Raw genomic sequence first — 18,622 nt, 5'->3', positions numbered from 1 at the left:
GAGCTTTTTATCACACCGCGAGCCGACGCTCAGTGCGGTTCTTCACTGCGGTTCTTGCGCTGCCTTATTGCGTTGCGTTACTGCGGCTCGACCGCAACAACACGACGCGGCGCCGCCACGCTCGACGGCAGGCACGCGGGCCCGACCGGCTCGAACGTCTTGTACGTCAGAATGAATTCCTGGTGGCCCAGCATTTCCGATTTCGACGCCGCGCCTTGCGACACCGCCACGGTCTGCTCGAACACCTCGCGGCCCACTTCGTCGAGCGTGCCGCGCCCCTCCAGAATGCGGCCTGCGTCGACGTCCATGTCGCCGGACAGATTGCGATACGTGGCGGGATTCGCGCACACCTTGATGACCGGCGAGATCGCCGAGCCCACCACCGAACCGCGTCCGGTCGTGAACAGAATCACATGCGCGCCGCACGCAATCAGTTCGCCGATTTCCGCATTGTCGCTGATGTTCGGAAAGCCGAAACGCGGCTCGCCGTCCGGCACCACGTCGAGCAGATACAGGCCGCCGGTCGGCGGAATATCGCCCGGCTTGACGATGCCCGCGATTGGCGACGCCCCGCTTTTCGCATACGCGCCGAGCGACTTTTCTTCCTGCGTGGTGAGGCCGCCGTCCGCGTTGCCGACCGCGAAACTGCCGTGGCCGAGAATCGAGTAATAGCGCGCCGCCTTGGCCACACACTCGACGATCGCATCGCCGAGTTCGGGCCGCGCCGCGCGCGTCTTCATATGAAACTCGCAGCCCACGAGTTCGCCGGTTTCCTCGAAGATGCAGGTCGCGCCCGCGTCGATCAGATGATCGAACGCACGGCCCACGGCCGGATTCGCGGTGATGCCGCTGGTGCCGTCGGAGCCGCCGCAAATCGTGCCGACCACGAGTTCGCTCAGCGCCATCGGCACCTTCTGCTGCGCGGCGAGCTGCTCGCGCGCGCCGCGAACCCAGTCCACGCCATACTGAATCGTGCTGCGCGTGCCGCCTTTCTCCTGAATGGTCAGCACTTCGACGGGACGGCCGCTCGCGCGCACGACATCGACGAGGTAGTGCTTGTTCATGCTCTCGCATCCCAGCGACACGAACAGCACCGCGCCGACGTTCGGATGCGTGGTCAGCCGCTCGAGCATTTTCTCCGCGTAGCCGTTTGGATAGCAGCCGGGAAAGCCGATCAGATGAACCGGCGCTTCATGCGCCGCGCCGGCCTCGCCGAACGCGTCGAGCGGCTCGCGAAACTGCGTGACGATCTCGCGCGCCACGTGATGCGCGCACTCGACCAGATACGCGACGGCAACCACGTTGCGGATGCCCTTGCGGCCGTCGCTGCGCAGGTAGCCTTGCAGCGTCGGCTGTTGCGCAGAGGCGCTTGCTACGGATGTCTCAGTCATGTTCATTCCAGCGCGGCGCAAGGCCGCCTCGTGATGCGCAAATCAGTGGTGGACGAATTGATGACCCGCGTCGTGCGTGTACGTCGGCAGGTAATCGCTTTCGAGGTTGTGCGTATGCAGATGCTCGCCGCGCGGCACCGCTTCGGTGACGTGGCCGATCACGGCGCCGTAGCGCAGCACCTTGTCGTCTTTCGCCAGATCGCGGCGCGCCACCTTGTGCCCGAGTTCGATGGTCCGCGACAGCGTGACGCTCTCGCCTTCGATCTGCACCTGCGTGCCGGCGTCGAGACGCGCCGCCGCGATCAGGCAGTTGTCGTCCGGACTGAGCAGGATCAGTCGCGGATCGGTTTCTTGTTGGCGGCTCGTCAAATGAGTTCTCCGTCAGGCCGTTGAATGAGCGTTGTGTTAGTTCTGGCCTTCGCCGCTCGCGAGGCGCGCCACCATCAGCGAGCCGAGGATGATCGCGCCGTAGATCGCCTGAATCCAGAACGACGGCACTTGCGCCAGCGTCAGCAGGTTTTGCACGACGCCGAGCAGCAGCACGCCGGAGAGCGCGCCGATCATCGTGCCCTTGCCGCCGTCGAGCGAAATGCCGCCGATCACCGCTGCCGCGAACACCGTAAAGATCATGCCGTTGCCCTGGTTCGCATTGATCGCGCCGACATAGCCGGTCACGATCAGGCCGCCAAGCGAAGCGAGCATGCTGCCGAGAATGAACACGCCCCACGTGATGCGCTCGACGCGAATGCCCGCCGCGCGCGCCGCTTCCGGATTGCCGCCGATCGCATACAGCGCGCGGCCGAGCCGGTGATAGCGCAGCATGAAGGCGGCGATCGCGAACGCCACCGCGGCGAGCCACACCGACAACGGCAAGCCCAGCACGATGGTGGTCGCGAGCGAGAAGAACGACGGCGGCATGTCGAACAGCGTGCCGCCCTTGGTCGCGCCGACGAGCATGCCGCGCAGCACGATCAGCATGGCCAGCGTGACGATGAAGGCGTTCAGCCGCAAACGCACCACCAGAAAACCGTTGATCGCGCCGACTACTGCGCCGACCGCGAGAATCGCCAGCAAGCCGGCCGCGGCGGGCCATTGCGTGCCGAATCCGGCGGAGGCGGCCGGCATCACGAGCATCGCGCCCACGGCCGGCGCAATGCCGACCGTCGATTCGAGCGACAAATCGAATTTGCCCGTCAGCACGATCAGCGATTCGGCGAGCACGACAAGCGCGAGCGCCGCCGACGCGCCGAGCACGCTGATCAGATTCGCACGCGTGAGAAAGCTCGGGCTCACGAACGCGCCGATCACGATCAGCAGCACGAGCGCCGGCAACAACGCGAGCTCACGCAAGCGTGCAAGTTGCGAGCGTCCGCGTTTGCCGCGCGAAGCCGACGCAGATGCAGATGCGGATGCGGACGCTTGCGCGTGGACATGGGCCTGCGCCGCGCCGAACGCGGGACTGGGCACACTATTCTTCATGGAGACTTACTCCTTCAACGGATGCAATCAGATCCTGGTCCTGCCATCCCGCGGGAAATTCCGCGGCGATACGGCCTCGGAACATGACGAGAACACGGTCACAGGTGCGCAGATCGTCGAGTTCGCCGGACACGACCAGCACGGCCTTGCCTTCTTCGCGCACGCGATCCACGACGGAGAGCAGCGCTTCTTTCGATTTCACGTCGACGCCCGCCGTGGGGTCGATCAGCACCAGCACGTTGGGATTGGTGGCGAGTGCGCGCGCCATCACGACCTTCTGCTGATTGCCGCCCGATAGGCCGGATACGACGTGCTCCGGTCCCTGAGCGACGATGCCGAGCGCGTCGATCATCTTCTGGCCGAACGCGTTTTTCTTTGCGGGCGTCGCGATGCCGAACTTGCCGAAGAGCCGCGCGATCGTCATCGACGCGTTTTCCGCGATCGATTGCGTCAACACGAGCCCCTCGTGATGGCGGTCTTTCGGCACGCAGCCGATGCCGTGCGCGAGCGCTGCGGGCACATCGCCGGGCGGCAGGCTCACGCCGTCCACGCTGATCGTGCCGCGCTTCGCCGCGCGCAAGCCGGCAATCGCTTCCGCCACGCTTGTGCGGCCGCTGCTCGTCGCGCCGGTCAAGCCGACGACTTCGCCGCGCTTGACGGCGAACGACACGTCTTCGTAATCCGCGCCGCTGAGCCGGTCGACTTGCAGCGCAATCGCGGTGTCGGCGCGCAACGGTTCGCGCGCCGCCGCATCCGCGACCAGAAGGCCGCCGCGTTCGCCCGTCATCGCTTCGATCAACTGTTCGCGCGGCAACGCGGAAACCGGCGCGCTGACGATATGCCGCGCGTCGCGCAATACTGTGACCGCCTGGCAAATCTCGTACACCTCCTGCAGATGGTGCGAGATGAACAGAAAGGTCACGCCTTCGCGCTGCAATTCCTCGATGCGCCGAAAGAGCCGCTTGATTTCGTCGCCGTCGAGCTGCGCGGTGGGTTCGTCGAGGATGATGAAGCGCGCGCCGTACGACAACGCCCGCGCGATCTCGACGAGTTGCCGCGCCTCGACGCTCAGGTCGCCGGCGCGCGCGTCTTCACGCACGTCGATCTTCCAGTGGTCGAGCAAGGCGCGCGCGTCGCGGCGCATGGTTCGCCAGTCGATCACGCCGCCTCGCGACGGCTGCCGGTTGATGAACAGATTTTCCGCGACGGACAGGTCGCGAATGATCGTCGAATGCTGATACACGCAGGCCACGCGCTCGCGCCATGCATCGCGGTCGGCGAGGGGCGGCGCGGGCTCGCCGTTAAAGCGCACGTCGCCGGTATCGGGTTTGCGCAAGCCGGTCAGGATCGACACGAGCGTCGACTTGCCCGCGCCGTTGCGCCCGACGAGCGCATGCGACTCGCCGGGCATCACGCGAATGCTCACGTCGTTCAGCGCCGCCGTCGAGCCGTAGCGTTTGGTGACCGACAATGCTTCGACCACCGAAGCAATTCGCATGGATGAAGCGCGCTCGCTGATGTCGCCACTGATGTCGCCGCTCATGTCGCCGCTCATTTGACGGTGTTGCCCCACAGCGCCTTGTCGTCGACATTCGACTTCGTGACGAGCGGCGCGGGCAACTGGTCTTCGAGGATGCCCGGCGCGAGCTGGATGATCGTGCTGCCGTGATCGGTCGGGCCGGGCTTGAAGGTCTGCCCGGCCAACGCCGCCTTGATGTAGTAGAGGCCGTACTTTGCGTACGAATCGGCGGGCTGCGACACGGTGGCGTCGATGTCGCCGCGGCGGATCGCGTCGAATTCCTGCGGAATGCCGTCGTTGCTGACGATCACGACGTGCTTTGCGTCGCCGGCCGGAAACAGCATCTGCTTGCGACGCAGCGTTTGCAGCGTCGGCGACAGATACACGCCGCCCGCCTGCATGTAGATCGCCTTCACGTCGGGATTCGCGGTAAGCAGGCTGTCGAGTCCGGTAGCCGCGACGTCGCCCTTCCAGCTCGCCGGAATTTCCAGCAGCTTCAAACCGGGAAAGCCCTTCAGGCATGAGCGGAATGCCTCGGAGCGGTCGCGTCCGTTCACCGAACCGAGGTCGCCCATGATCTGCACGACCTTGCCCGACTTCACGTGTTCGCCGATGTACTTGCACGCCTTTTCGCCGTACGCGTGATTGTCGGCGCGCACGACCATCGCGATCTTGCCTTGCGTCGGCGCGACGTCGACGGCGACGACCGGCACGTTGCGCGCCGTCGCGGCGTCGAGCGCGCGGCTGATCGCGGCGGAGTCGAGCGGGCCGACCACGATGCCCTTCGCACCCAGGTTCAACAGGTTGTTCATGTCGGTGATCTGCTGCACCGGATCGCCGTTCGAATTCACCGGCGCGAGGATGTCGATGCCCATCTCCTTCGCGTACTTCGGCAGATAGTTGTTATACGACTGCCAGAACGGCGACGTCAGCAGCGGCAGGCCGAGGCCGACCTTGCCCGCCTCGGCGGCCTGCGCAGCGCCGCCCAGACTCAAACCGGCGATGCACGCGGACGCGGCCACGGTGAAGAGCGACTGACGGAACGAACGGGAAAACGATTGGCGAGCCGGCTTCGGCTCTTTCGCGAACGACATGACTGTGTCTCCTGATATGCGTTGTTGAACTGCGTGAACCGGTCGTGGATGCCGGCACTTCGTCCTGCGCTTTCTTATGTGCATTGGCGAGTCGGTGCGAATCTTGGCGTGCGCTCATTCACCAATGAACGTATTATTCATATACGGACTTTTCGAAGTCAAGCGAAGTGCACTGCACCAACCGTCCGTGTTTTCCCTGGACGCATCGGCGCGCACGGAGCGCGCTGCGGCACTTACACTCAAGCGCCACTTACTGAGAACAGCTCACGGAACTTGCTCACGATGGACGCAGAAGACAAGGACGATGCCGACCGTTATCGCGCGCCCGCGCTCGACAAGGGCCTCGACATCCTCGAGTTGCTGGCCGAGCAGAAGGAAGGGCTCACGCGCGCCGAGATCACGAAGCTGCTCGGGCGCAACGCGAGCGAGATGTATCGGATGCTTGAGCGTCTGGTCGCGCGGCAATACGTGGTGCGCTCCACGGGCGGCGACCGCTATTCGCTTAGCCTGAAGCTGTATGCGCTGGCGCATCGTCATCCGCCGATGAACCGGCTCATCTCCGAGGCGTTGCCGCTGATGCAACGTTTCGCCGATGCCGCCGAACAATCGTGCCATCTGGCCGTGTACGACCGCGGCAATCTGCTCGTCATCGCGCAAGTGGATGGACCGGGCACGTGGGGTATGTCGGTGCGGCTCGGTTCGCGCGTCGGCTTGATCGACACCGGCTCGGGCCGCGTGATGCTCGCGTTCCAGACCGTCGAACAGCGCGCGCAGATGCTTGCCGAGCACACCAAGGTCAAGGGCGAAGTGACGATAGACCGCGAGGCGCTCGAAGCCGCGTGCGAACGGATTCGAGCGGCCGGTTTTTCGCAGAAGGACAGCCAGCAGACGTTCGGCGTGACCGACGTCACATTCCCGGTTCTCGGCCCGTCCGGCCAGGCGATTGCGGCGCTCACCTGCCCATATCTGAAGCGTATCGACGAATATGTCGCGCCCACGCTCGCGGCCGCAACGACGCTGCTGCGCGAAACGGTGCAGGCGCTTTCGATGTTTCGCGAGCAGACGGTTTGAGGTGTGGTGGAAGTGCAGTTGCGGTGTCTGCGGCGTGTGGTCGATGGAATTCGCCGCGGCAAGTTTGATTAGAAGCGGGCCGCTTGCGCATATGGTTTAGAATGGCGGCCCTCTCAAAAAACGACGCCGCGTGAAGTCATTCGTGCGCATCCATCGATAAGCAATGGCGAAACTTCTGACCGACTCCGAATTCCAGCGTTTTTCCGAACTCCAGCAAAAGCAATCGAGCTTCACGATCACACCGGAAGAAGCCGACGAACTGCGCGACATCGTCGCTCATGCGCAGAAGCGCCGCGACGATCGCGCGGCGGCAATGCAGAGCATCGAGACTTTCATCCAGCAATTCGACATCAGCCCGGACGAGCTGTTTTCGCCGGAACAGATCGGCGAAGCGGCGCGTACCTATGGCCTGATTCCGGCCGCCAAGAAGGAGCGCGTGCTGCCGCCGTCGTTCACGTTCAACGGCAAGCCGTACCAATGGACGACGCGCGCGCTGCCGGACGACATTCGCGTACCGCTGTTCGATGCGTTCAAGGCGGGGCAGTCGGTGAAGTCGTTTATCGCGACGCCGAAAGATGCGAACCGTTGCGCGGCGACGATCGCGCGTCTGGAGCGTGAAACCGGTGCGGTGTACGCGGATGCGTGGCTCGAAGAGCTGGCGGTGACGCGGGCGCAGGTTGATGAGGCGGCGGGGAAGTTGCCTGCCTAAATAATTGTTGGCCGGGCACCAGCGCGGTGGTGCCGGCTTGCTGATCTTGTCTTGTACAGATCATTGTCCTAGAGCGAGCACCTGCGCGGCTTGCTCTGCAATTGCCTTCTCATCTCCGCCTTTGGTGCGCTTTCCGCAACGCGAAAGCAACCGCCGCGCTGCGTCTCCTGCGCCAGCGCAATCGCGCGCTATTCCCTAAAACGTTGTGGAAACCGTGACCCACGTCTGCTGACGAGCTGTGTGCGCCGGAGCATGCCCGGCGCGCATCGCGTAGCTCAGTTGCGCGGCCACGCGTTTGCCGCTGAAATTTGCGCCGATCCCGTAGCCTTGCAGTCTGACGCTGCCACCGGGTATGGGGCCGTCGCCGCGCGTTCTCCCTCGTGCATCGTCGTAGAAGATTTGCAGGGATGTACCGGGAATACTGCTGAAGGACTTGCTCGCGGCGACGGAAAACACGAACCCATCGTCCACCGAGGCCGCGTTCTGATCATAGGCGCGTACCGCCGATGGACCACCAAGCCCGAGCCGCTCTGAGCTATCGAGACTGCGGCTCGCCCATTGCCCGCGCATCTGAACGGACGCGCGAATGGTCGGCGTAATCGCCTGCACGTAGGCGAGCGCCGGCTCGGCCTTATAGAAGTCGAATCGTCGCCCGCTCAACGCAGCAACACTGCCCGAGTAGTCGGATTCTCTCTGCTTCGCCGTACCGCGACTGACAATCGCGCTGTATTGAATCGCGTTCCGGCGCTCGTCGAGCTGCCCGAGCATGGTGCCGTCGACGCGCACCGAAGCAAGAACGCTGCGCTCGTCGGTGCGAAGAATGTCGCCGAACTTTTCGTCGCTGGATCGTTTGAAGTTGAGACTGGCGCCCACGTCGAGACTCACGGTGCCTGAGCGAATCACGGGGTTCGTCCCGTAGCGACTGATTACATTGGCGGAACCCGTTCCCAGGCCCGCGAACGCTTCCCCGAGTTTGTAGTCGACGCGCGAGTATGCGATACCGGCTCGACTCGCACCTAAACCTGTGAGCAGGTCGTAGGAAACACGGCCCAGGCGGGTATGGCCATCTTCGCCCGCTTTGGTCTGCATGAAGCGAGGCGTCAGATAGGCTGTCGCCTGGAACTGATCGCCGAGTCCCAGCGGATTGTTGATGCCACCAGTTACGCCGAATCTGCGCCAACCCGCCTGTCTGGAACCGGCGTTGTCGATCGCAGCGGCGCCGTAGAAGCGGTCGCCCGGCTCGACATCGACCGTGACGATTGTGCCGCCCGGTTCACTTCCGGCCGACAAGGTGGGCGTTGCAGACGCGACTCCCGGGACTTCTTCAGTCAGCCGCACGTTACGCTCGATTTCACGCAACGAAGGTTGTCCATCGCGCGACGTATGGAGAATCTCTCTCAGCCGTTCAGTGACCACGTTAGAGGTATTCTCAACATCGAGCGACTCAATGTGGCCGCGCACGATCTCGAAGTGGACGACACCGTCCGTCACTGTTTGCGGCGGAAGAATCACACGAACAAGTGAGTCACCGCCGTTGTAGAGCACGGCAGTGAGCGCGTCGCGCAACGCATGTAGCTGTGAGATGGTTACATTGCGTCCACGCCAGGGTGTGGTGAACGCGTCGGCGCGTTGTTGCTCCTCCGGGGACAGCGCACTGCCGAAATCGAACGCCGTGACGGGGAACGACAGTTCGCCGTCGTCCCGCGCGGTTGCGACCGGAGCCGATGGCTCCGCTGGGATAGCTCGGTCTAGTCCGGGCTCCGCTCCGGCTCCTCGTATGAGTTCGGGATTTTGCCGAAGCAGCGAACCCGTGCTAGTCGGTTCATAGGCATGGGCAGACGCATGCCAGGCGGTCACGCCGATTAATGGTAGCCATGCTGGCCTAAACGCGCGGCGCAGAGGCCGGGATTGAACGGCGATTTTCAAAAGGCAGTGAGGTCAGAACGTATTGCTAAAACTGCGCGAAGGACAGACGTGACGCATCCGCATCGTCACGTCAACCGACCGTTACAGGCTCGCCGATTCCGGCAGAATGCGGACGTTACCTTTAACGTTCTCCGTGTTGTCCGGCAGGTTGATCTCCGGCGCAGTCAGCTTCCCACCCAGGCGCGCAATATAAGCGTTGACGTTGATCTGCTTGCCGGCGTCGATCTTGCCCGTGTCGACAGCGAAGCTATCTAACGTGACAACCTTGCCCGCCGAGGTGCGCGACTTCGATTGCCGTGAAATGGAGCTGCTCGCATCCAATGTCACGTTCCCGTCGCGGCTGATGACGTTACCCGCCTGAGCGAGATGGCCGCCCGTCAGCACCGCGATACAGGACATGCCCGAAGGACACGACGGGCTGTACGTTTTGGACTTGACCGAGATGTCGTTATCCGCGTTGAGGTTGCCGGCGAGTTTGATATCGCCACCTCGAATATTGATCGTTTCAGCCGCGATATTCGCTGCTCGAATTTCGTTCGACCGCAACCTGTACGACCAGTAATTCGAATCGGTGTCTAACGTAACCGCGTGGGCCGCAGAGGTTTTGACGCCATCGGCCTGCTTTATGTTGCCTCCAGCCAGTAAGTATATGGAGCCGTTCGTCGACGTTACATTGGCTCGCTGATTGACGTCGCCGCTGTAACTTTCCACATACACATTTTTCACTGTTTTGATGGGCGCATTGATGTTGATAACGTTGCTCATCAATTGCGCGGTCTGAGCGTTGATCCGGCCGTTGGTGGTAATCACGCCATCAGCCGTTTCGGGACCCATGTCGCCGTATTTCATAACGGTGGAATCGATGTTGACATCGCTGCCAGCATTGATAACACCGTTCATATCGACTTTGCCGCCATAAGAGCTAATGTTCACCGATCCTTTTGACGCCAGCTTTGCGCCAGACTCAACCGTCACGTCGTGTGTCGAAGGCGCCGAATAAACGCGTGCGCGGGCAACGGACGGGTCGAGAAACGTGCCGGCCGGAGTGATTATTCCGCCCTGGGCTTCGGAACTGACTTCAATTCGATTGTCAGCCGACACACGGCCGCCTACGCTGATCTTGCCGCCGTCCATTGAAGACAGCCTGATAGTGCCGCCTTCTCTCGCAGATGCACTCGTTGCCTCAATGCGACCTGTGTTCTGAATAACGGTACCAATAACGGCACCCGTGGCGGACGTGGATAACAGGACGTCGCCGCCGTTCGCGGTAATAGAACCGTGATTCGCTGCGAGCGCATTTTGTGCCTGTTTCCCAAGCACCACCCGCAGGCTTGAATCGTTCATCACCATTGCGGCGCCATTCGCCGCACCCAACGTGACATCCTTCGCCACGATCACGCCGGAATTGGTTACCTGTGGGCCAACGAGAATGACCGCTCCCTGCGCAACGAGCTTGCCGTTGTTCGTCACATGTCCGTCTGCCTGGCCGGGATACAGATTGAGGCTCCGATAGTTGCCTCCGTATGGCTGCCCGCCGTCCATGAACTCCTGATCATGCATGTCCAGCGTCGACGCCACCAGACTTCCAACATCCACTTTCGCGCTCTTGCCGAACACAACCCCGGCCGGATTCACCACGAACACGCGCCCGTTAGCCTTCAGCGTGCCGTCGATTTGGGTCGGATTCGCGGTAGTCACACGGTTGAGCACAGCCGATGTAGCGCCCGGTTGATTGACAATCACCGACTGATCTTTGCCGATGTTGAAGTTCTTCCAGTTGACGATCATCTTGTCGCTCGACTGCGAAATCGTCGTCGTTTTGCCTTGCGTCTTGATCGCGCCGGCGCCCGCCGCTACGACACCGCCGTCCACGGCCCACGCAGTCCCCACGACTGCCATCAACATGGCTGGCAGCAGCGCCAGACGATAATTCGGCGCCACCCCGCGCCCGATTGGCTCGCGGATACATTTCTTATTCATTCGTTGACCTTTTAAGAGAGCTAACTAAATTTCTCACGCGAACGCTGAGCGCCGCACGGCATACATTTCAGCATCGATGGCAGAACGTAACCGCGTCGTAAGATTGTAGGGATACTCTCAGCCGAAGAACTTGAAGAAACGTCCGAACCTATGTGTGCTTTCGTCATCGGATAGACGGCGTTTCGCTCTCGCCAGAGTCATCCAGCGCCATCCGAAACCCCACCACGCCCGGATCTTCCGTCGGCGTCATCGTGAAGCCGCTCGCCCTTGCGAGCGCGATCATCGCGGTGTTCTCGCGCAGCGCCTCGCCCACCAGCCAATGCGTGCCGCGTGCCCGCGCATACCGGATGATCCGGTCCGTCAGCAACCGCCCGAGCCGTCGCCCCTTCTGATCCGAGCGGATCGCCACCGCAAACTCGGCCGTTTCGTTATCGGGATCGGCAACCGCGCGCACCACGCCGAGCGTGCGCGAAACGCCGGCTTCGTCCCGCACGGTCGCGATCAGCGCCATTTCGCGGTCGTAGTCGATCTGCGTCATGCGCGCGAGCTGCGAATGATCGAAGCTGCCGACCGCGCCGAAGAACCGCAAGCGCAGATCCTCAGGCGTCATCGCTTCGACGAAATCGTGATGCGCGGCCTCGTCTTCCGGGCGAATCGGCCGCACGGTCACACGCAGACCTTCCCAGTCGAGCGTCTCTTGGAAACGGCGCGGATACGGCACGATCGCAAGCCGGCTGCGTTTCGCCGCAATGCTGACGATCGGCTCAAGCACCGCGACGTGGTCGTCGTACACATTGAGCGTCAACGACAATCCGACGATCTCCTTCACATCGCACACCGCGTGCGACAGCGCCGTGAGCGCAGCGAGCGCCGGCTCGGGCGCGACGAGCCGCGCATAAGGCGACCGCGTGACGATGTCGCGCGCGAGAACCGGGTTCAACGGCGGCAGGCCGTACACGCGCAACGGCTCGGAGACACCATCGTCGGATGGCGCCGTGAAGCGGAACACCGGGCCAAAGTTATCGTCGTCGTGAAGCGCGACCGCAATGCCGACTATCGGCTTGGCCTCATGCGCGCCGCCCGCTTCGTTTTCGACCCGAAGCCCGAACCGCTCCAATAGGCCCGCCGCGGCTTCGCCGGTTAGTTGGTGCTCACCTGCCGCGAGCGCCGCGCAAACCTGCGCTTGCGCGGCGTCGATTGCGTCGGGGACTTCGGCAGGCAAACCCTCGGGCGTCTGCATCAGCAATTCGCGCCCCATCCGATAATCGACGAGACGTGCGAACGCGCGGGCGAGCCGTTGCGGCGTCGTGTGAACCGGAATGCCTTGCGCGTGCAACGCATCGCGCGTAGCCGCGTCCACGCCGCCAAAGAAACACGCGAGCAGACCGCGATAGGCGAACCGCTGATTCGCGATCAACGCCTGCGCCACCTCGTCGACCGGCGCGCTATGCGTCGATGCATGCACGACGAAAGCCGTGCCGGTGCCGCGATGTTGCGCCAGCAGCTTTAGCGCCGTGCCGAAATGCTCGGGACGCGCGTCGTCGCCGAGTTGCAGCGGATTGCCGCCGATCACGTTCGGCAACGCTTGCTGCAATGCCTGCGATGCTTCGTCCGGCCACGGCGCGAGCGTATCGCCGGCGGCGGCGAAGGCGTCGCAGGCCAATGTTGCGAGGCCGCGGTCGCTCGTAATCAGCGTCGCCGTCGCGCCCGCCGCGACGCGGCCCACGCCGAGCGTCTCGATTTCGTCGAGCAAATCGTCGAGCGCGTCCACGCGCACCATGCCCGCGCGGCGGAACGCAGCGGTGTAAAGCGCGTCCGCGGGATCGGCGCGGCCCGAACGCAGCGCGAGCACCGGCTTGTTGCGCGCCGCGGCGCGAGCCGCCGACATGAACTTGCGCGCCGCCCGCACGCTGTCGAGTTCGAGCAGAATCGCGCGCGTGCCGGGATCGCTCGCCAGATAGTCGAGGACGTCGCCCGCGTCGACGTCGGCCTCGCCGCCCAGCGCGACCGCGTGCGAAAAACCGAGGCCGCGCGCGTGCGCCCAGCCGAGCACGGCATTGGTCAGCGCGTTCGATTGCGACACCCACGCGACGCCGCCCGCCTTCACCGTGCACGACGGCGCGCCGAAATGCGCGCGCAGCGCCGGCGACACGACGCCGAGACTACCCGGCCCGACGATCCGCAGCAGATGCGGCCGCGCCGCCGAAAGCGCATGCCGCAACGCGAGCCGGTCGTCATCGCAGCGTGCTTCGCCGACGATGATCGCCGCGCGCGTGCCCAAGCCGCCGAGCTTGTGAATGATCGAAGGCCAGGTCGCGGGCGGCGTGCAGATCAGCGCGACGGTCGGCGCTTGAGGCAAGTCGCCGGCATCGGCGATCACCGCGTGGCCGTTGAGCGTGTGGTACTTCGGATTGACGGGCCACAGCGGGCCGTCGAAGCCGCCTTCCAGGAGCCGCGCCCACACCATCGCGCCGGTGCTGCCCGGCCGCTCGGAAGCGCCGATCACGGCGACGGATTTCGGTCGGAACAACGCGTCGAGATTGCGAACGGTCACAGGCGCTCCGCAGATGAAAGGGCGCGCCGCTCGGGCGTCGACGCGCGCGTCTTCGTCAGGATAGGCGAAGTGGAGCGATCGCGCGGCGCTTCTCGAACGCAAGCCTTGGCCGCCGTCAATCGACGCTTGATTAACGCGACCGCGCGCCCGGATTTTTTTAGCGTGCGCAGGCAAAATACCGCGCTTCAGTGCGACAATCGCAGACGATCCGCGCGCCTTCCCATCGGCCGCACTGCCCCGGATGTCAAAGAATCAGAAGGTGATGTATGCGACGCTTGCCATCGCTCATCGCGTTGCGCTTTTTCGAGGAAACCGCGCGCCACATGAGCTTTAATCGCGCGGCGAGCGCACTGTGCGTGACGCAAGGCGCCGTCAGCCGGCAGATCAAGCTGCTCGAGGAATCGCTCGGCGCGAAGCTGTTCGAGCGCGACCACAAGGGCATCCGTCTGACGCCGGTGGGCGTGCAGTTTCTGCCTTGCCTGTCCGACGCATTCGATACGATCGAGCGCGGCTTCCGTCAGATCACCGCGGCCAAGGGCCGGCGCCGTCTCGTGGTTGCCGTGCCGCCCACGTTCGCGACGCAGTGGTTCTCGCCGCGGCTCGGTTCGCTGGCCGACGAAATGCCCGACGTCGAATTGTCGATCCGCACCGAGCCCACCACGGACTGTCATTGCAACATCCGCTTTGGCCGGCACGCGCTGGCCGATACGCATTCCGAACTGCTGATGACCGAGCGCCATGTGCTCGTGGGTGCGCCGAGGTTGCTCGGCGAGCCGCTCGACAGGCTGCTTGAACACATGCCCGCGCTGCATGTGCTGCACAACGACGCAAGGCTCGACCTATGGCCGAACTGGCTGGCCACGGCGGGGCTGCCCGCGCGTTACGCGGAAAACGGCATTGAATTCTCGACGCTCGAACAGGCGATTCGCGCGGCGCGCAAGGGCGCGGGACTGGCTATCGTCGACAGGAACATGATCGTCGAGGAACTCACGGACGGCAGTCTTGCACGCTTCTCGGACGTTGAAGTGGCCGGCCCGTTCGGCTACTGGCTCGACGTCGCGCCGCAGCACGCCGCGCTTGAATATGTGCAGGCGTTCGCGGCCTGGCTGCGGGAAGAAGTATTGAAGATGGGCTGATGAAGCGGTGGTGCGGCGGCAGTGCCCATGCAGGCAATGAGCCCGCAATAGAATGGAAAAAGCCGCGTGGGCATGACTGCTCCACGCGGCTTTTTGTTGTTGCGTAAGTTTGTTACGTAAGCCGCTGTGAGCTCGCGGCCCGCCTGCGTTACATCGCCTTCTTGAACGGCGCGCCCGAATGCTCGCGCAACTCGTTGAACACGATCTTCGGCCACGCCTTTTGCGCGACTTCGATTTCCGAGACATGCGAAGCGAGATACGTCGGTGCGTCGGATGCGTCGAGCGCGATTCGCGCCGCGTATGAATCGGTGAAGCGGCGCAGCTCGGCCGGATCGTCGCAAGTGACCCAGCGCGACATGCGATAGCGCGCGGGCGCCATGCGCACATCGACCTTGTACTCAGTCGACAGCCGATGCGACACCACTTCGAACTGCAGTTGACCAACCGCGCCCAGGATCATCAAGCCGCCCACTTCCGGACGGAACACCTGAATCGCGCCTTCCTCGCCGAGTTGCTTCAACGCTTCGCCAAGCTGCTTGGCGCGCATCGGATCGACCACTTCGACGGTCTGAAAAATTTCCGGCGCGAAGAACGGCAGCCCGACGAATTGCAGCGCTTCGCCTTCGGTCAACGTATCGCCGAGACTCAGCGTGCCGTGATTCGGAATACCGATGATGTCGCCCGGATACGCCTCGCTCACCGTCTCGCGCCGCTGCGACAGGAACGTCACCACGTTATTCGCGCGGAATGTCTTGTTGGAACGCGTCACCTTCACGGCCATGCCGCGCTCGAAACGCCCCGAACACACGCGGATGAACGCCACGCGGTCGCGGTGCGCCAGGTCCATGTTCGCCTGCACCTTGAACACGACGCCGGTGAACTTCGGCTCGTCGGGCATCACCGGACGCTGCACGGTCATGCGCATCGACGGCGGCGGCGCCAGGTCGACCAGCGCGTCGAGAATTTCCTTCACGCCGAAGTTGTTGATCGCGGAGCCGAACAGCACCGGCGACTGCTGACCGGCAAGAAACTGCTCGCGGTCGAAATCGGGCGTGGCGCCGGTAATCAGGTCGATCTCTTCCTTCGCCTTCACCCAGCTTTGGCCGAAGCGGCGTTCGCCTTCCTCGCTGCTCAGCGCCTGCAGCGTTTCGACGTCGCCGCCCGCCTTATCTTGCCCGGCGCGGAACACGCGAACCTGATCGCGCTGAATATCGTAGACGCCCTGGAATTCCTTGCCCATGCCGATCGGCCACGTGAACGGCACCGCCGCCACGCCCAGATGCTGTTCGATTTCGTCGAGCAGGTCGAGCGGCTCGCGCACTTCACGGTCGAGCTTGTTGATGAACGTGACGATGGGCGTCTTGCGGCTGCGGCAGACTTCGAGCAGCTTGAGCGTTTGCGCTTCGACGCCGTTCGCGCCGTCGATCACCATCACCGCGGCATCGACCGCGGTCAGCACGCGGTACGTGTCTTCGGAGAAGTCTTCGTGGCCCGGCGTGTCGAGCAGGTTGATCACCGCGTCGCCGTACTCGAACTGCATCACCGAGCTGGCCACGGAAATGCCGCGCTGCTTCTCGATCTCCATCCAGTCGGATGTCGCGTAGCGATTGCTCTTGCGGCCCTTCACGGTGCCGGCGATCTGAATCGCGCCCGAGAACAGCAGCAGCTTTTCGGTCAGCGTGGTTTTACCCGCGTCCGGGTGGGAAATGACCGCGAAGGTGCGGCGGCGTTTGAGTTCGGAGACTGACATCGGGTCTGGCGGTCACGGATAGGGGTTCGGCGGTCTTCGGAAGCGGCTGGCTTCCGGGCTGCCGCGCGTGGCGCGGCGGCGTCGAGCTGCGGGAGTCGGGTCGGGAACCCGCATCACTATGGCAACCGGGCCGCGTCGGAAAACAGGTCGGGAACGAGCGTTCGACAATACGGATAATCGCCAGCGCAGAACAGCGCAGGGAACGAATGATACACGCCGGGACGCCGGACGTGGGAAAGCCGCCCGCGAGGGGCGGCTGTCTGGGGAGGGGGATTGGGGAGGCGGAGAGTGCGTTAGGTCGTTGCAGTGGTCCGCGGGCGGTCGTGCCTTCGTGCCGTAGTGGTCGCCGTGGCGAGCGGAACTTGGCGGCGGGCGCCGGGCAGTTCGCGCGCGGTTCGAGGTTCGAGGTTCGAGGTTCGCGGTTCGCGGTTCGCGGTTCGCGGTTCGCGGTTCGCGGTTCGCGGTTCGCGGTTCGCGGTTCGCGGTTCGCGGTTCGCGGTTCGAGGTTCGAGGTTCGAGGTTCGCGGTTCGAGGTTCGAGGTTCGAGGTTCGAGGTTCGCGGTTCGCGGCGCCCGGCTTCCGGCTCCCGGCTCGCCGCGAATACGCCCTACCCGCCGCTCGCCTGGTTCAACGTCAAATGCTTCGTTTCAGGCGCCCACGCGATCGACACAACCATGCCGACGAGCAGCACCGCCGCCAGCACGATCATCGTGACGTGAAACCCGAAGCCGGCAATGCCGAGCGGCAGCAGGAACGTGCCCACCGCCGAGCCGAGACGGCTGCACGCAATCGCGAGACCGACGCCGCACGCGCGCACTTCGGTCGGAAAGCACTCCGGCGGGAACACGCCGACAAGATTCGAGAACGCCGACATGGTCAGCGTGAAAATGCCGAACGCGACGATCATCGCGAGCGTCGCCGACTCCGGCAGCACGCTCAACGCGATCAGCGAAACGCACGTCACCGCGAACGAGCCGATCAGGAAAACACGCCGCGACAGCTTGATGGTCAGCCAGATCCCAATCAGTGCGCCAAGCACGAGAAAGCCGTTCAGCAGCAGATCCGCGCCGGAATCGTTGTTCAGGTGAATCGCTTTCAGGATGGTCGGCAGGAACGTGTAAATCGCGAAGTACGGAATGACGAGACACACGAAAAACGCGCAGTTGAAAATCGTCCGGCGAATCAGGTCTTTTTCGAAGAGACGCATGAACCCGCTAGCCGTTTGCGCGTGTTCGTCGTGCACGCCGTCGAGCGTCACGTTTTCGCCAAAGTGCTTCAGCACGACCGACTTCGCCTCCGCAACGCGGCCCTTGCCGAGCAGCCAGCGCGGCGACTCCGGCGTGCCCATGCGCGCGACCAGCACGATCACCGCAGGAATACCCGCTGAAGCAAGCAACCAGCGCCACGCATCGGGCGACGCATCGGCGTAATGCATGCCCAGCACGTTTGCGACCACATAGCCGACGGTCCATATCACGCTGAACGACCCAAGCAATGTTCCGCGATGCTTGCGCGGCGAGAATTCCGCGAGAATCGCATGTCCGACGGCGAAGTCGCCGCCCATGCCGAAGCCGATCAGCACGCGCAGCAAGCACAGTTCGAAAGGCGAGTGCACGTAGAACTGCGCAAAAGCTGCCACGGTGATGATGACAAAGCTCATCAGGAAAATTTTCTGCCGGCCGAGCCGGTCCGACAGCCAGCCGAACACGAGGCTGCCGAGAAAAATGCCCATCAGCGCGGAGCTGCCGATCATGCCCATCCAGAAGGCGTCGATCGGCATCTGACGATTCATCGCGGCGAGCGCGTAGCCGATGGTGCCGAGCGCGAATCCCTCGGTGAAGTGCGCGCCGAACGTGAGGCCCGCAATCTTGACGTGAAAGGCGTTCAGCGGCACGTCGTCGATGGAAACGGCGCGCGTCGCGGACGACGCCGCAGCGGGGAACGCAGGCGCGAGGCCGAGCGCACTTGCCTGGATATCCTGATTATTCATCTTGTCTCCTGTGATTGTTCTGA

Annotated in this window: 13 protein-coding genes; 3 read left to right on the top strand and 10 right to left on the bottom strand. The window is 63.6% G+C overall.

Translation table 11 applies throughout. The annotated features are described in order from the left end of the window. Positions 1–77: 77 nt before the first annotated feature. The 5 genes from BGRAMDRAFT_RS04720 to BGRAMDRAFT_RS04700 are packed head-to-tail and all read right to left on the bottom strand — an operon-like array spanning position 78 to position 5,483. On the bottom strand, positions 78–1,391 hold the full coding sequence (locus BGRAMDRAFT_RS04720; protein ID WP_006047521.1) for a UxaA family hydrolase: 1,314 nt from the start codon (positions 1,389–1,391) through the stop codon (positions 78–80). Between the two features lie 42 nt (positions 1,392–1,433). After that, a complete protein-coding gene (locus BGRAMDRAFT_RS04715; RefSeq protein WP_006047520.1) occupies positions 1,434–1,760 on the bottom strand; it encodes a UxaA family hydrolase in 327 nt (108 codons plus the stop codon). A gap of 36 nt (positions 1,761–1,796) precedes the next feature. Further along, a complete protein-coding gene (locus BGRAMDRAFT_RS04710) occupies positions 1,797–2,870 on the bottom strand; it encodes an ABC transporter permease (protein WP_006047519.1) in 1,074 nt (357 codons plus the stop codon). Then, a complete protein-coding gene (locus BGRAMDRAFT_RS04705; RefSeq protein ID WP_006047518.1) occupies positions 2,860–4,413 on the bottom strand; it encodes a sugar ABC transporter ATP-binding protein in 1,554 nt (517 codons plus the stop codon). Before BGRAMDRAFT_RS04705 ends, BGRAMDRAFT_RS04710 begins: the two co-directional genes overlap by 11 nt. Positions 4,414–4,421: 8 nt before the next feature. Then, positions 4,422–5,483 (bottom strand): sugar ABC transporter substrate-binding protein, encoded by a 1,062-nt coding sequence (locus BGRAMDRAFT_RS04700; protein WP_006047517.1) that lies wholly within the window; start codon positions 5,481–5,483, stop codon positions 4,422–4,424. A 282-nt stretch (positions 5,484–5,765) separates the two neighbouring features. Here BGRAMDRAFT_RS04700 and BGRAMDRAFT_RS04695 point away from each other — a divergent pair, with 282 nt between their 5' ends. Continuing rightward, the gene (locus tag BGRAMDRAFT_RS04695) at positions 5,766–6,554 is read left to right on the top strand and encodes an IclR family transcriptional regulator (protein WP_006047516.1); all 789 of its coding nucleotides are present in this window, start codon (positions 5,766–5,768) and stop codon (positions 6,552–6,554) included. A 163-nt stretch (positions 6,555–6,717) separates the two neighbouring features. Next, entirely contained in the window at positions 6,718–7,263 is a 546-nt protein-coding gene (locus BGRAMDRAFT_RS04690) for a hypothetical protein (protein ID WP_006047515.1), read from the top strand. A 195-nt stretch (positions 7,264–7,458) separates the two neighbouring features. Here the strand turns inward: BGRAMDRAFT_RS04690 and BGRAMDRAFT_RS04685 are convergent, their stop codons facing one another. From BGRAMDRAFT_RS04685 to BGRAMDRAFT_RS04675, 3 genes are all read right to left on the bottom strand, one after another. Next, complete coding sequence (locus tag BGRAMDRAFT_RS04685; RefSeq protein WP_006047514.1) at positions 7,459–9,120, bottom strand: ShlB/FhaC/HecB family hemolysin secretion/activation protein; 1,662 nt, start codon at positions 9,118–9,120, stop codon at positions 7,459–7,461. Positions 9,121–9,270: 150 nt separating this feature from the next. Next, positions 9,271–11,169, bottom strand: coding sequence for a filamentous hemagglutinin N-terminal domain-containing protein (locus BGRAMDRAFT_RS04680; RefSeq protein WP_006047513.1), 1,899 nt, complete (start codon positions 11,167–11,169; stop codon positions 9,271–9,273). Positions 11,170–11,332: 163 nt separating this feature from the next. Continuing rightward, positions 11,333–13,723: a bifunctional acetate--CoA ligase family protein/GNAT family N-acetyltransferase gene (locus BGRAMDRAFT_RS04675; RefSeq protein ID WP_006047512.1), complete on the bottom strand. Its 2,391-nt coding sequence runs from the start codon at positions 13,721–13,723 to the stop codon at positions 11,333–11,335. Between the two features lie 266 nt (positions 13,724–13,989). Between BGRAMDRAFT_RS04675 and BGRAMDRAFT_RS04670 the strand changes: the two genes are divergently transcribed. Continuing rightward, positions 13,990–14,859 carry a LysR substrate-binding domain-containing protein gene (locus BGRAMDRAFT_RS04670; protein WP_006047511.1) on the top strand — a complete coding sequence of 290 codons (870 nt, stop codon included), beginning with the start codon at positions 13,990–13,992 and terminating at the stop codon, positions 14,857–14,859. Between the two features lie 148 nt (positions 14,860–15,007). Here BGRAMDRAFT_RS04670 and BGRAMDRAFT_RS04665 read toward each other — a convergent pair whose 3' ends face one another. Beyond that, a complete protein-coding gene (locus BGRAMDRAFT_RS04665; RefSeq protein WP_006047510.1) occupies positions 15,008–16,609 on the bottom strand; it encodes a peptide chain release factor 3 in 1,602 nt (533 codons plus the stop codon). 607 nt (positions 16,610–17,216) lie between these two features. Beyond that, positions 17,217–18,599, bottom strand: coding sequence for an MFS transporter (locus BGRAMDRAFT_RS04660; RefSeq protein WP_006047509.1), 1,383 nt, complete (start codon positions 18,597–18,599; stop codon positions 17,217–17,219). Positions 18,600–18,622: the final 23 nt, after the last annotated feature.

It is taken from the genome of Paraburkholderia graminis C4D1M (assembly GCF_000172415.1).
In the GTDB taxonomy this organism is placed as follows: Bacteria; Pseudomonadota; Gammaproteobacteria; order Burkholderiales; family Burkholderiaceae; genus Paraburkholderia; species Paraburkholderia graminis.
Note: the sequence above shows the minus strand (reverse complement) of the source record. Positions and strands in the feature narration are given on the sequence as shown.

What these genes read in the sequence shown, in the direction of transcription:
- BGRAMDRAFT_RS04710 (WP_006047519.1), bottom strand. Translation starts at nt 2,870, where the DNA reads ATGAAGAATAGTGTGCCCAGTCCCGCGTTCGGCGCGGCGCAGGCCCAT.
- BGRAMDRAFT_RS04665 (WP_006047510.1), bottom strand. Translation starts at nt 16,609, where the DNA reads ATGTCAGTCTCCGAACTCAAACGCCGCCGCACCTTCGCGGTCATTTCC.
- BGRAMDRAFT_RS04705 (WP_006047518.1), bottom strand. Translation starts at nt 4,413, where the DNA reads ATGAGCGGCGACATCAGTGGCGACATCAGCGAGCGCGCTTCATCCATG.
- BGRAMDRAFT_RS04660 (WP_006047509.1), bottom strand. Translation starts at nt 18,599, where the DNA reads ATGAATAATCAGGATATCCAGGCAAGTGCGCTCGGCCTCGCGCCTGCG.
- BGRAMDRAFT_RS04700 (WP_006047517.1), bottom strand. Translation starts at nt 5,483, where the DNA reads ATGTCGTTCGCGAAAGAGCCGAAGCCGGCTCGCCAATCGTTTTCCCGT.
- BGRAMDRAFT_RS04670 (WP_006047511.1), top strand. Translation starts at nt 13,990, where the DNA reads ATGCGACGCTTGCCATCGCTCATCGCGTTGCGCTTTTTCGAGGAAACC.
- BGRAMDRAFT_RS04680 (WP_006047513.1), bottom strand. Translation starts at nt 11,169, where the DNA reads ATGAATAAGAAATGTATCCGCGAGCCAATCGGGCGCGGGGTGGCGCCG.
- BGRAMDRAFT_RS04690 (WP_006047515.1), top strand. Translation starts at nt 6,718, where the DNA reads ATGGCGAAACTTCTGACCGACTCCGAATTCCAGCGTTTTTCCGAACTC.
- BGRAMDRAFT_RS04695 (WP_006047516.1), top strand. Translation starts at nt 5,766, where the DNA reads ATGGACGCAGAAGACAAGGACGATGCCGACCGTTATCGCGCGCCCGCG.
- BGRAMDRAFT_RS04720 (WP_006047521.1), bottom strand. Translation starts at nt 1,391, where the DNA reads ATGACTGAGACATCCGTAGCAAGCGCCTCTGCGCAACAGCCGACGCTG.